This window comes from Mannheimia glucosida (genome assembly GCF_046267875.1).
Taxonomy (GTDB): domain Bacteria; phylum Pseudomonadota; class Gammaproteobacteria; order Enterobacterales; family Pasteurellaceae; genus Mannheimia; species Mannheimia glucosida.
Genome location: NZ_CP176502.1, coordinates 2,045,824 through 2,059,232 on the forward strand (window position 1 = coordinate 2,045,824; position 13,409 = coordinate 2,059,232).

The following is a 13,409-nucleotide window of genomic DNA, read 5'->3' on the forward strand; positions in this document are numbered from 1 at the left end:
TTTCAACAAGAGATGTAAATAAAAATTTACACTTTCTAAACTCATTGTAAGGAGAAAGAAATGAATTTTGAAAAAATGACCACAAAACTGCAAGAAGCCTTGGCTGAATCACAGTCGCTTGCAGTAGGAAAAGATAATCCGTACATTGAACCGGCACATTTGCTCTATGCATTGTTAAAACAAGAAGGTGGCTCGATTGCCTCTTTGTTTACCACATTAAATGTTGATGTCCCGACTTTAATTCGTGAATTACAACAAATTTTAGACCGCTTGCCGAAAGTTCAAGGCGGTAACACCCAAGTTTCACAACAGTTGGTCAGACTGTTAAATCAATCAGACAAGCTGGCACAACAATTCGGCGACAGCTTTATTTCATCAGAACTATTTGTTCTAGCTGCACTTGATGACAATGGCGACTTGGGGAAACTATTTAAACAATTTGGCTTAAACAAGGAAAAACTAACACAAGCCATCAGCCAAATTCGAGGAGGAGACACAGTGAATAATCAAAATGCGGAAGATACCCGCCAAGCACTCAAAAAATATACGATTGATTTAACCGAAAGAGCCAAAGCCGGTAAATTAGACCCGGTTATCGGACGTGATGAAGAAATTCGCCGTGCGGTGCAGGTATTACAACGCCGTACCAAAAATAATCCGGTGTTAATTGGTGAACCCGGCGTGGGGAAAACAGCGATTGTAGAAGGCTTGGCACAGCGTATTGTAAACGGCGAAGTGCCGGAAGGCTTGAAAAATAAACGAGTACTTTCGCTGGATATGGGAGCGTTGATTGCTGGGGCGAAATATCGTGGTGAATTTGAAGAGCGTTTAAAAGCGGTTTTAAATGAACTGGCGAAAGAAGAAGGGCAAGTCATTCTCTTTATCGATGAAATTCACACGATGGTCGGAGCAGGTAAAACTGACGGGGCAATGGACGCCGGCAACTTATTAAAACCAAGCCTTGCCCGTGGTGAATTGCACTGTGTGGGGGCTACAACCCTTGATGAATATCGCCAATACATTGAAAAAGATGCCGCCCTTGAACGCCGTTTCCAAAAAGTATTGGTGGACGAGCCAACAGTTGAAGATACGATTGCGATTTTGCGTGGTTTGAAAGAACGTTATGAAATCCACCACCACGTTCAAATTACCGACCCGGCAATCGTAGCGGCAGCAACGCTTTCACACCGCTATATTTCCGACCGCCAGTTGCCGGATAAAGCGATTGACTTAATTGATGAGGCGGCAAGTAGCTTGCGTATGGAAATTGACTCCAAACCTGAGCCGCTAGATAAACTGGAACGCCGTATTATTCAACTCAAATTGGAACGCCAAGCGTTACAAAAAGAGGAAGATGAAGCCAGCCGCCAGCGTTTAGCCAAATTAGACGAAGAGATGGCAGCGAAAGAGCGCGAATATTCCGAGCTGGAAGAAATCTGGAAAGCAGAAAAATCCGCCTTACTTGGCACGCAGCATATTAAATCGGAGTTGGAAAATGCTCGCATTGCGATGGATCAGGCTCGCCGTGAAAACGATTTCGAGAAGATGTCGGAATTGCAATATGGCGTGATTCCAAACTTGGAAAAACAGTTACAAGCGGTCGAAAATGGCGAAAAAAATGCAGATGCTCAGCTCCTCCGTACTAAAGTCACTGAAGAGGAAATTGCTGAAGTGCTTTCCAAAGCAACCGGCATTCCTGTTTCTAAAATGATGGAGGGTGAGAAAGAAAAACTGTTGCGTATGGAAGAAGTGCTACACACTCGGGTTATCGGGCAAAACGAAGCTGTTGATGCGGTGGCAAATGCAATTCGCCGTAGCCGTGCAGGGCTTTCCGACCCAAATAAACCGATTGGTTCATTCCTGTTCTTAGGCCCGACCGGTGTGGGTAAAACCGAATTAAGCAAAACCTTAGCCAATTTCTTGTTTGACGATCCTGATGCAATGGTGCGGATTGATATGTCTGAATTTATGGAAAAACACAGCGTATCCCGTTTAGTGGGTGCACCTCCGGGATATGTCGGCTACGAAGAAGGCGGCTACTTAACCGAAGCCGTTCGCCGCCGTCCATATTCGGTGGTGTTACTTGATGAAGTGGAAAAAGCTCACCCTGATGTGTTCAACATTCTACTGCAAGTGCTTGATGACGGACGTTTAACCGATGGACAAGGCAGAACGGTCGATTTCCGCAATACGGTGGTGATTATGACCTCAAACTTAGGCTCGCATTTAATTCAAGAAAATGCGTATAAAGGCTATGATGTGGTTAAAGAAATGGTGATGGAAGTCGTTGGACAGCACTTCCGCCCTGAATTTATCAACCGTATTGATGAAACAGTAATGTTCCACTCACTTGGTCAAGAGCATATCCGTTCGATTGCGAAGATTCAGCTACAACGCTTAATCCAACGCTTGGCAGAACGAGGCTATGAGGTGACAGTAACCGATGCAGCATTAGATCATATCGGCAACGCCGGTTTCGATCCGCTGTTTGGTGCAAGACCGCTGAAACGAGCGATTCAACAAGAGCTTGAAAATCCACTTGCTCAACAGATCTTAAGCGGTAAATTATTGCCGAATAAAGCGGTTAAGGTGGATTACCAAAACGGGCAAATTGTTGCAACACAATAATGTCTCCGATGGTGCGAGCGTCCTCGCTCGTACCTTACAAGCGGTGGATTTATCGTAAAAATTTGCAAAAAATTGATCGAAAATGACCGCTTGCACAGTAAAAATTTTCATATTGCCCTTCATTAATTTTCATAAGTTAATGAAGGGCTTTTTATTACTCTTTTTGCTATCATTAACGGCGTTTATAACCAATACAATTACAAGGAGTGATTTATGAGCCAATTATTTCCGGAAGCAACAATTCGCACCCAAGCCCCGTATCGTAATGATATTGTAGGCAGTTTTCTGCGTACCGATGCGTTAAAAAAAGCCAGAGAAGATTTTAACCAGCAAAAAATCAGCCGTGACGGATTGCGTGAAGTGACACGCCAAGAGGTCAAAAAATTAGTTGAGTTGCAAAAACAACACGGTGTAAAAGCAGTATCTGACGGTGAATTTAGTCGGACTTGGTGGCATTTAGATTTCCTAGCTGAACTTGATGGTATGGATTGGCAAGAAACCGAAGTCTTTAACGTGAACTTTACCGGTCATAAACCCAAAGGGCAAACGGTAAAAATCGTAGGCAATATTGATTTCTCCGAAAGCCACCCTTTTGTGGACGCTTATCGTATTTTAAAAGAAGCCGCCGGTGATTACCCAACCAAATTCACTATTCCGGCACCGACAATGTTACATATTATCTGCTGTGTGCGTGCAGAAGATTACCAACCGTTACCACAATATCAAGACGAACAAAAACTGTATGATGATATTGCTAATGCTTATATCAAAGCAATGCACACCTTCTACGATATGGGGCTACGCAACTTGCAATTAGACGATACCAGCTGGGGACAATTCTGTGCGGAAGATAAACGTAAAGAATTCGCAGCCAGAGGGTTTGATTTAAACGATTTAGCCGAAAAATATGTCGCATTATTAAACCGTATTGTTGATGCAAAACCAGCGGATATGTCAATTACAATGCACATCTGCCGTGGTAACTTCCGTTCTTCTTGGTTCTCGGAAGGCGGTTATGGGCCGGTTGCCGAAGTGTTATTCGGTAAATGCCGTGTTGATGGTTTCTTCTTAGAATACGATACCGAACGTGCGGGTACTTTCGAGCCATTACGCCACATTAAAGATCAACAAGTGGTACTAGGCTTAATTACCTCTAAATTTGGCGATTTAGAAGATAAAAATGCCATCATTGATCGTATTAAAGAAGCGGCTCAAATTGTGCCAATCAATCAGCTATGCTTATCACCACAATGCGGCTTTGCCTCCACCGAAGAAGGCAATATTTTAACCGAAGCCGCACAATGGGCGAAGTTGAATCTTATCAAAGAAATTGCGGAAGAGGTTTGGGGTAATTAATCTCTTATAATGCAAATAGCCGAGTAAATACTCGGCTATTTTAGTTTGTTTTAATACTACAACCAGAAGAGATACCCAACAGTTGCAATCACAAAGATACAGATGATATTTAACCAGAAACCGACTTTAATCATCTCACTTTGTTTAATTTGCCCTGTACCAAATACAATCGCATTCGGTGGAGTGGCAACTGGCAACATAAAGGCACAAGAAGCCCCTAAGCCAATAATTAAGGCTAATCCAACCGGTGGCATATTTAATGCTTGTGCTATAGAGATGAAAATCGGCACTAACAGAGCCGCACTCGCTGTATTAGAAGTAACCTCAGTTAAGAAAATAATAAATGCCGCAACAATTAAACCAATTAGGTAAAAATGCCCACCTTCAATTAGTGAAACTACTCCATCAGCCATAATTTTACTTGCACCAGTTTGCCCTAATACTGTACTTAACGTCAAACCACCACCAAATAGGAATAATACCCCCCACTCGGTGTTTTCTTGAATCTGTTGCCAATTTGCGACACGAGTAATGCAAATAAGGGCTGCTGCAATCAATGCAAGAATGGTGTCAAAGCTCGCAATTTTGCCATTAATTCCCAGAAATGCAGAAATAATAGGGTTAATTTTATCACCAAAAATCCAACCAAGCGCAATAAAGGCGAAAATAGCCAAGGTGATAATACGAGAACGATTTAATTCAATTTTCTCAAATGATCGATCAAAACTAACTGAAAAATTTGGTTTAAACACGATATATAGTGTTGCAATCATTAACGGGAATAAAATTAGCATAATTGGCAAACCATATTTTAACCAATCAGCAAAAGTCAGATTCAATTGAGAAGCAACAATCGCATTTGGTGGGCTTCCCACTAAAGTACCCATTCCACCAATACTGGCACTATAAGCAATTCCTAATAACACGAAAAGATAAGTATTGTGGTTCTGTTTCTGATCAAGTTTACTTAAAATCCCCATTGCCAAAGGTAACATCATTGCAGCTGTAGCTGTATTACTCATCCACATTGACAAAAACGCTGTTACCGCAAATAAATAAATAACTGCAATCGATAATTTACCTTTAGCTAATGCCATAATTTTATTGGCAATCATACGATCTAGCTGCTGAATGTGTAATGCTGTCGCTAAGGCAAAGCCTCCAAAAAATAAGAAAATCGTTGGATCAGCAAAAGCAACAAGAGCTTCTTTTGATTTAACCAGCCCCAGTGCTACAGCCAAAATCGGAATTAATAATGCCGTAACCGTAACGTGTAATGCTTCTGTTAGCCATAAGACGGCAATGAAAATTAACAATGCCAACCCCTTATTGGCTTCAGGCGTAAAAGGCAAGGTATTTAACAAAATAATAAATAAAATAGCATCAGCAACAAAAATCAAGCTATTGCGTGTATTTTTACTCGGTTCAATAAGAGGAGTATTTTCCATAAAAATCTCACAAAATATAGATAATCGGTGGTATCACTATATATAAAAAAACGATATAGGCAAATATAATTGTTGCAAAAGTGTGAAGCTCATCAAAAAATTTAACACTAAAAAATAAATTGCTTAAAGATACAGCACCTTTGCAAAAATAAATCAAAATTACACCGCTTGTAGCGAAAGGTATTCAATCTCTAACCCAAATAGTGATTTTGCCAATGCTTGAGTCATTGCATAACTACTGAGAGAGCCTTTCGCCTCAGCCAGCACAACTCGAGTAACGGGAATATCGGCAAGCCCTAAAAATAATCGATAGTTCAACGCACTTTGCAACGGTAAAAAAGTAGGATTAAAAGCTGCATTCTCAGTATATTTACCACAAACTATACGCTCACCCACTTGCAGTGCAACCCCACTAAATGCGTTGCTGTAAGGGGCATAAGCATTATTGGCAGCAAAAATTGCCGCTTGTTGTAAATGATCGCCCTTAACCTCAAATTGTTGCGGTTGTTCATCAAATAAGACTTTCTCAATCCCTAAATCTTTCGGCCCAAAACTATCCGGCAAATAGCTATGAAGCAAATTATCTTGGCTATGAGGTAAATGTACTTTTAAGCTTGCCGCACTATTTAATTCATTCATAAATTGGCGGCAATGCCCACAAGGGGTATAGTTCACAACCACATCTGTTATCAAAGTTTCCCCTGCTAAAAATGCGTGCGAGATTGCACTTTGCTCTGCGTGAACGGATTGTTGCATACATTCCCCAGAAAACTCTTGGTTTGCCCCAAAATAGAAATCTCCGTTTTTGCCAATCGCAACCGCCCCTACATTAAAATCGGAAACCGGTGTAACCGCATAACAGGCAGCAATGGCAATGCAATATAAAGCCAACTCAACACGAGAGCGTTTAAATTTTTCACAGAGTTCATCAACCACTTCATAAGAGAGCTGCCCGTGAAAATCTTGTTTGATAAGTTGCTCAATAATAGCCTGTGTAACTGCACAGTTTTTCTCTGCTTTTAATTGTTCAAAACGCTCTGTAATGTCTGTTCGAAACATACGGTACCTCCGTTTAATGTTTTTTATAGCTGCAAATCAGTATCCCTGCCGTAATCAGTATGGCACTAATAATATGGTAAGAATGAACTGATTCATTTAATAAAATAATACTGAATATTGCTGCAAAGAGCGGCGTAAAATTAGTCATTACCGCTCCTTTAGCAGAACCGACTATTGCAATGCCGAAATTCCAAAACGCATAAGAGAGAATAGAAGGTCCGATAACCAAATAGCCTATCCCACTCCATTGTAAAGCGGTCAAATTTACTAAATTTTTTGCAGATTCTGCTACATATTCATAGATAAAAAATGGCGTTAACGTTAAAACTGCCAGCCCCACTAATACGGTCAAAAACACCGTATTGCTTATACCTTGCGGACGTAGCCGAATCACACAACAATAAACCGCCCAGCTTATAGTAGAAGCAATCGCCCATAAATCACCTTGATTAATTGCCAAGCTAAATAAGCGAGTTAGCTTCCCTTGCATCAATAGCCACAGCACTCCCAGCAAACTGATTATTGCCCCACTTAGAATAATCGGGCTGATTTTCTCCTTAAAAACGAGCCGATTTAAAAATAGCACCAATACAGGCGAAATAGCTAAATAGAGAATTCAATGCTGTTGTCGTTTTTAAACCTTCATATAAGGTAGCCGGGAATAAAATTACCCCAAGCAGACCTAATACCCACATCAAACCTAAACGAGGTTTTAATAAGTGCATTACCCGCCAAGTTGGGCGAAAAAAGAGCAAAACTAAAATTAAAAAAGCCGGCAACCAACGCAAATAGGTTAAGGTAATAGGCTGAACTGCCCCACTTAACACTTTGCCTAATACAAAATTCCCACCCCAAAAAAGAGTAGTGATGATGAGATCATTGATGACCTCGTTCTACAATCACACCTACACTGCTTGCTTGGGCAACCGCTTTCGGCTTATGCAGTTCAATCCGAATCCAAGAAAGTTGATACTCTTTTTGTAATAGTTCCGCCAGTTGATAGGCAACAGTTTCAACTAATTTGAAAGGTTGAGATTCAACAAAATCCAGCACTTTTTGCGATACTTCCGCATAATTCAAGCAATATTGTACATCATCGGTTTCTGCCGCTTTGGAAAAATCCCACGCCATATCAATGTTAAAAACCAAGCGTTGCTTAATCGTATGCTCCCAATTGTAAGCCCCAATGGAAGCAAAAGCGGTTAGTTCTCGAATAAAAACCTTATCACTCATTTTTCGTCCTGTTTTATTTTCTGAATTTCTGTAAAATATAACACAAGATAAATTTAATCAGGAAAATTTATGAATTTAATTCCCTATTTATTGATCTTAACCGCCTATTTGCTCGGCTCGATTTCCAGTGCGGTCATTTTTTGTAAGCTGGCAGGCTTGCCTGACCCAAGAGAAGTCGGCTCACACAATGCCGGTGCAACGAACGTACTACGAATTGGCGGTAAAAGTGCCGCATTAGGTGTGCTTTTATTCGATATTTTAAAAGGCACATTACCGGTGGCGATGGGGATTTATTTTGAACTCTCTCCCTCACAACTCGGTTTCATCGCCTTAGCGGTTTGTCTTGGGCATATTTTCCCGATTTTCTTCCAATTCCGTGGTGGAAAAGGCGTTGCCACCGCATTTGGTGCAATCTCCGCATTAAGCTTTATTGTTGCAGGCGGTGCTATCGGCACTTGGCTACTGGTGTTTTTAATCTCCGGCTATTCTTCTTTAAGTGCCGTCTTCACTGCCTTGGTCGTACCGTTTTACATTTGGTGGTTCGAGCCACAATTTACTTTCCCCGTCGCCTTAGTTTGTTGCCTATTGGTTTACCGCCATCACGATAATATTCAACGCTTATGGCGTGGGCAGGAAGACAAACTGTGGGATAAATTCAAGAAAAATAGAGCATAAAAATAGGCATAGTGAACCGTTCACTATGCCTATTTGCAAATTATTGCGGAAAAATCACCGCTTGTCTTCTCGACTAAACCGCTAAATCCGCTTCATCGCCTCGATTTTGTAGCCATTGTTTACGATCTTCCGCTCGTTTTTTACCCAATAGCATATCCATAATTTCAAAGGTATTCAATTCGCCCTCTTCTGCCGTGTCATCAAAGGTTAATTGCACTAAGCGGCGAGTGCTTGGATCCATCGTAGTTTCACGCAACTGGCTCGGGTTCATTTCGCCTAAGCCTTTAAAGCGTTGCACATTTGGCTTGCCTTTTTTCTTGGCAAGGCGAGCTAAAATCGCCTCTTTTTCCGCCTCATCTAAGGCATAATGCACCTCATCTTTGCCGATATCAATGCGATAAAGTGGTGGCATTGCCACATAAACGTGTCCGTTTTGCACCAATTTCGGGAAATGACGAAGGAATAACGCACATAGCAAGGTAGCAATATGCAAACCGTCTGAATCCGCATCGGCAAGAATACAAACTTTGCCATAACGCAATTCTTCTAAATTATCGCTATCAGGGTCAATTCCCAAGGCTACCGCAATATCATGTACTTCTTGTGAAGCCAATACTTGGTCTGATGAAACCTCCCAAGTGTTTAAAATCTTACCACGCAGTGGCAAGATGGCTTGATATTCTTTATCCCTCGCTTGTTTTGCCGAACCACCGGCAGAATCACCCTCTACCAAGAAAAGTTCGGTTCGGCTGAGATCTTGAGCGGTACAATCCGCCAGCTTGCCTGGTAAAGCCGGCCCACTGACTAATTTTTTACGCACCACTTTTTTCGCCGCACGCATACGGCTCTGGGCGGAACTAATAGCCATTTCAGCAATTAATTTGCCCATCTGCACATTTTGGTTAAGCCATAAACTAAAGGCATCTTTTAAGGTGCTATCTACATAGCTTGAGGCTTGGCGGGAAGACAAACGCTCTTTGGTCTGCCCTGCAAATTGTGGCTCTTGAATTTTCAGAGAAAGTACATAAGCACAACGGTTCCAAACATCGTCAGCGGTTAATTTTACCCCTTTCGGCAATAAATTATGGATTTCGCAAAACTCCACCATCGCCTTTAATAAACCGTTACGCAAGCCATTAACGTGGGTGCCGCCTTGTGCAGTCGGAATCAGGTTCACATAGCTTTCCGCTACTAACTCGCCCCCTTCTGGCAACCAAGTTAATGCCCAGCTTACCGCCTCTGTTTCAGCAGTAACATCACCAATAAACGGTGGATTCGGCACGGTTTCATGACCGTTTAATGCCTCGCTCAAATAATCAGATAAGCCGTCTTCGTAATACCAACTTTCTTCGGTATTGTTGATTTTATCAATAAAATTGATGGTGAGTTTCGGGCAAAGCACCGCTTTGGCTCGTAACAAATGGCGTAAACGGCTCACCGAAAAACGAGGGCTGTCAAAATATTTTGGGTTTGGGTAAAAACGCACGGTCGTTCCAGTCTGCTTTTTCGGGCAAGTTCCAATGACTGTCAGATCTTCCACTTTTACCCCGTTGGCAAAGGCTATCGAATAGACTTCTCCGCCACGTTTGATCTGAATTTCCACTCGTTCGGATAGGGCATTTACCACCGAAATCCCCACCCCGTGCAAACCACCGGAAAACGTATAGTTTTTATTGGAAAATTTACCGCCGGCGTGCAATTTCGTTAAGATAAGCTCCACTCCCGAAATTTTCTCGGTGGAATGAATATCGACCGGCATTCCCCGCCCGTTATCCACCACTTCCAATGAATTATCAGCGTGAAGAATCACATCAATTTTATCTGCAAAACCGGACAACGCCTCATCGACACTATTATCAATCACCTCCTGCCCCAAATGGTTTGGACGTGTGGTATCCGTGTACATTCCCGGGCGAAGCTGCACCGGCTCGAGGTCTTTCAGAACGGTAATTTCATCCGCCCCATAGCGTTTTTCAGACATTATGCTTTCTCTTAGGCTTAAAATAAAATAAGGCTGAATTTTAAGGAATATTCAGCTATTTTGCAAAATTTTGGTGAAAAATGACCGCTTGTATTACCCGTTTAACCCATTCAATATCGAACACTCCGAATTGGCGTTGCCACAGCAAGAGCTACTCCAGCTTTTGAGCAAAGTCAGCATTTGGTTTAAATCGGCAATTTTTTGTTCAAGCTCACCGATATGCTGTTCGGTTAATTGTTTTACATCTCGGCTTGAGCGGTTTGGGTTGTCGTTTAATTTAAGTAGTTCGCTGATTTGAGCCAGCGAAAAGCCCACTTTTCGGGCATTGCTGATAAAATGTAATCGGCTCAAATCTGTGGCATTGTAGAATCGATACCCCGATTCGGTGCGACTTGTCGGCGGCAGAAGTCCTGCTTTTTCATAATCTCGGATTTGTTTGGCAGAAAGACCTGTTTTTTCTGCGGCTTGGCTAATATTCATTATAATCCTCCCACTTTAATCGCTTGACCTTAACCTAAGGTTAAGCTTTATTATACGCCTGAATAATCACTCAAAACAGGAGAAAATGATGACAATTACCCTACAACTTGATGGCTTACATTGTGGCAACTGTGTGAAAAGTGTCGAAAAAGCGTTAAATGGCGTGGCTGGGGTGAGCCAAGTTAGCGTAACGTTAGAACCGCAAATTGCGGTGGTGGAAGGCTCGGCAGAAGCACAAGCCTTAATTGAAGCGATTGAAGACATTGGCTTTGACGCAAAATTAGCCTAATTAATAAGGGGCAGAAATTTTGCCCTAATCTGCCTAATATTTCGGAGGATAAATGACAAGCACAGCTCACTATTCGCCAGAACAACAACTTTTGATTGATGGAATGCACTGTGCCGCCTGTGTTCGGCGAGTGGAAAAAGCCTTACTTAAAGTGGAAAAGGTTGAATTTGCATCAGTCAATCTTGCCGATCAAACCGCTTTTGTGCAAGGCAACGCCAGCCCTGAAGACTTAGTAGCGGAGGTGGTTAAAATCGGCTTTGGGGCAGAAGTGCTGGAAAGCGAAGAAGAACGCCGAATCAAGCAACAAGCCCAAACACAACGGGTATTAGGGCATAAACGTACTCAGTTTATGCTTGCCCTTGTAGTTGGTTTTGCCTTAGTTGCTTTTGGTTTCTACAAAGGAATGACGGTAAACGAAACCAATCGTTCTCTTTGGCTAGGCTGGGCGGGCATTAGCCTTGCGACAATGTATTTTTCAGGCAAAGATTTCTTTCTCGGGGCATTTTCGGCACTGAAAAACCGCTCAGCCAATATGGACGTGTTAGTAGCAATCAGTACCGGCACGGCTTGGCTCTATTCCTGTTGGCTCACGCTTTTTCCACAACCGAATGCTCACGTTTATTTTGAAGCCAGCGTGATGATTCTCGGCTTTATCAATCTAGGAAAATACTTAGAACTGAAAGCCAAACAGCGTTCTTCGTTAGCGTTGGAGAAATTGCTGGATCTCGCCCCGAAACAAGCGGTCATTTTTGAAGAAAATATTGCAAAAACCATTCCGGCTAAAGCCATTAAACCACAAATGCGGGTGCAAGCCTTAACCGGCGACCGCTTAGCGGTTGATGGTATTTTAGACAGTGGCTCTATTTGGGTGGATGAATCAATGCTCACCGGTGAAGCCTTGCCGGTGGAGAAAAAAATCGGTGATAAAGTGCGAGCCGGCACGTTGGTGCAAGATGGTTCAGGCATTTATATTGCCGAGCAAGTCGGCTCACAAACCGCTTTGGCTCGTGTAATCAATGCTGTTCGCCACGCCCAAAGCAGCAAGCCGCCATTGGCACAGTTTGTAGATAAAATCGCCGCCGTTTTTGTGCCGGTAGTGGTTTCCATCGCATTACTTTCTGCGTTAATTTGGCTGGCACTTGGTCAGGATTTTGCCTTTGCACTCTCGATTTTTACTACCGTGTTGATCATCGCCTGCCCTTGTGCATTGGGGCTGGCAATTCCGCTTTCTACCATTGCCGGTGTGGCACGTTCTGCCGAATTTGGCGTGCTAGTACGAAATATTGAGGCACTACAGGCAAGTAGTGAAATAGACACTTTAGTGTTCGATAAAACCGGCACACTCACTACCGGCAGAATGGAAGTGTCTGATGTTCTCACCTTTAACGGATTTGAGCAAAAGCGCTTGCTACAACTTGCTAAAAGTGTAGAGCAACACGCCTCACACCCGATTGCGAAAGCGATTGTAAAATTTGCCGAAAATCAGACCGCTTGTGGTGTAACCGATGTGCAAGTGTTGAAAGGGTTAGGCATTTCAGCAAAATATGAAGGCAGTACAATCAGAATGGGAAATTGGCAATTTGTAGGCGAAACCATTCAAGCAAATCTTGCCTCCCTATTGCCCGCTAAAGAGGGGGATTTTTCCTCAAAAATTTTTGTTTCGGTCGATAATCAACTCGCCGGAGTCTTGTCGATTTCTGATCAACTTCGCCCTGAAGCGAAAGCAACCATTCATCAATTCCAAGCTGAAGGCTATCAATGCGTGATGCTGACCGGTGATCGCCAACAAACTGCCGACTATTTCGCCAACGCATTGGGGTTAGACGGCGTGATTGCGGAGGTATTACCGGAGCAAAAAGCGGAAAAAATTCGAGCCTTGCAAGCAGAGGGTAAAAAAGTAGCAATGATTGGCGACGGCATAAACGATGCTCCAGCTCTGGCTCAAGCTAATGTAGGCATTGCGATGCACAATGGTTCGGATATTGCAGTGGAAACCGCCGATCTTTCGCTGATGCGAGAAGGGCTAGCACCACTGGTGCAAATTCTGCCGTTCTCTAAAAAAGTGCTACAAAATATGAAACAAAGTTTACTCGGGGCTTTTATCTATAATGTGATTGCCATTCCGATTGCCGCCGGTGTACTTTACCCTTGCACCGGCTGGCTACTCAACCCAATGATTGCCGCCATTGCGATGACATTGTCGTCAATTACCGTGGTGTTAAATAGTCAAAGGTTGTTGAAATAATTTAAGCGGCCGAAT

At 42.7% G+C, this 13,409-nt stretch carries 10 protein-coding genes and 1 pseudogene; 5 read left to right on the forward strand and 6 right to left on the reverse strand.

What is annotated here, in order from left to right:
• Window positions 1-60 precede the first annotated feature (60 nt).
• Together clpB and ACJ7Z2_RS09860 are read left to right on the forward strand one after the other, a co-directional pair.
• Complete coding sequence (gene clpB, locus ACJ7Z2_RS09855; protein WP_409500167.1) at window positions 61-2,628, forward strand: ATP-dependent chaperone ClpB; 2,568 nt, start codon at window positions 61-63, stop codon at window positions 2,626-2,628.
• Between the two features lie 213 nt (window positions 2,629-2,841).
• Entirely contained in the window at window positions 2,842-3,984 is a 1,143-nt protein-coding gene (locus tag ACJ7Z2_RS09860) for a 5-methyltetrahydropteroyltriglutamate--homocysteine S-methyltransferase (protein ID WP_409500168.1), read from the forward strand.
• 56 nt (window positions 3,985-4,040) lie between these two features.
• Here ACJ7Z2_RS09860 and ACJ7Z2_RS09865 read toward each other — a convergent pair whose 3' ends face one another.
• The 4 genes and pseudogenes from ACJ7Z2_RS09865 to folB all read right to left on the reverse strand — a co-directional run bounded on the left by ACJ7Z2_RS09865 (window position 4,041) and on the right by folB (window position 7,724).
• Window positions 4,041-5,432, reverse strand: a complete 1,392-nt coding sequence (locus tag ACJ7Z2_RS09865; RefSeq protein WP_409500169.1) for a DASS family sodium-coupled anion symporter — start codon at window positions 5,430-5,432, stop codon at window positions 4,041-4,043.
• A 159-nt stretch (window positions 5,433-5,591) separates the two neighbouring features.
• Window positions 5,592-6,491 carry a cytidine deaminase gene (gene cdd / locus ACJ7Z2_RS09870; RefSeq protein ID WP_409500170.1) on the reverse strand — a complete coding sequence of 300 codons (900 nt, stop codon included), beginning with the start codon at window positions 6,489-6,491 and terminating at the stop codon, window positions 5,592-5,594.
• A 13-nt stretch (window positions 6,492-6,504) separates the two neighbouring features.
• Window positions 6,505-7,375, reverse strand: a pseudogene (locus ACJ7Z2_RS09875) (DMT family transporter).
• A complete protein-coding gene (folB, locus tag ACJ7Z2_RS09880; protein ID WP_006249772.1) occupies window positions 7,368-7,724 on the reverse strand; it encodes a dihydroneopterin aldolase in 357 nt (118 codons plus the stop codon). The pseudogene ACJ7Z2_RS09875 and the gene folB overlap by 8 nt, the downstream one beginning before the upstream one ends.
• A gap of 69 nt (window positions 7,725-7,793) precedes the next feature.
• On the opposite strand from folB, the gene plsY reads away from it, so the two are divergent.
• Window positions 7,794-8,399, forward strand: coding sequence for a glycerol-3-phosphate 1-O-acyltransferase PlsY (gene plsY / locus ACJ7Z2_RS09885; RefSeq protein ID WP_006249773.1), 606 nt, complete (start codon window positions 7,794-7,796; stop codon window positions 8,397-8,399).
• Between the two features lie 73 nt (window positions 8,400-8,472).
• Here the strand turns inward: plsY and parE are convergent, their stop codons facing one another.
• A complete protein-coding gene (gene parE / locus ACJ7Z2_RS09890) occupies window positions 8,473-10,380 on the reverse strand; it encodes a DNA topoisomerase IV subunit B (RefSeq protein WP_409500171.1) in 1,908 nt (635 codons plus the stop codon).
• A gap of 93 nt (window positions 10,381-10,473) precedes the next feature.
• Window positions 10,474-10,860 (reverse strand): Cu(I)-responsive transcriptional regulator, encoded by a 387-nt coding sequence (gene cueR, locus ACJ7Z2_RS09895; protein ID WP_409500172.1) that lies wholly within the window; start codon window positions 10,858-10,860, stop codon window positions 10,474-10,476.
• 88 nt (window positions 10,861-10,948) lie between these two features.
• Here cueR and ACJ7Z2_RS09900 point away from each other — a divergent pair, with 88 nt between their 5' ends.
• Together ACJ7Z2_RS09900 and ACJ7Z2_RS09905 are read left to right on the forward strand one after the other, a co-directional pair.
• A complete protein-coding gene (locus ACJ7Z2_RS09900; protein ID WP_409501138.1) occupies window positions 10,949-11,149 on the forward strand; it encodes a heavy-metal-associated domain-containing protein in 201 nt (66 codons plus the stop codon).
• A 52-nt stretch (window positions 11,150-11,201) separates the two neighbouring features.
• Window positions 11,202-13,394, forward strand: a complete 2,193-nt coding sequence (locus ACJ7Z2_RS09905) for a heavy metal translocating P-type ATPase (protein WP_409500173.1) — start codon at window positions 11,202-11,204, stop codon at window positions 13,392-13,394.
• Window positions 13,395-13,409 lie beyond the last annotated feature (15 nt).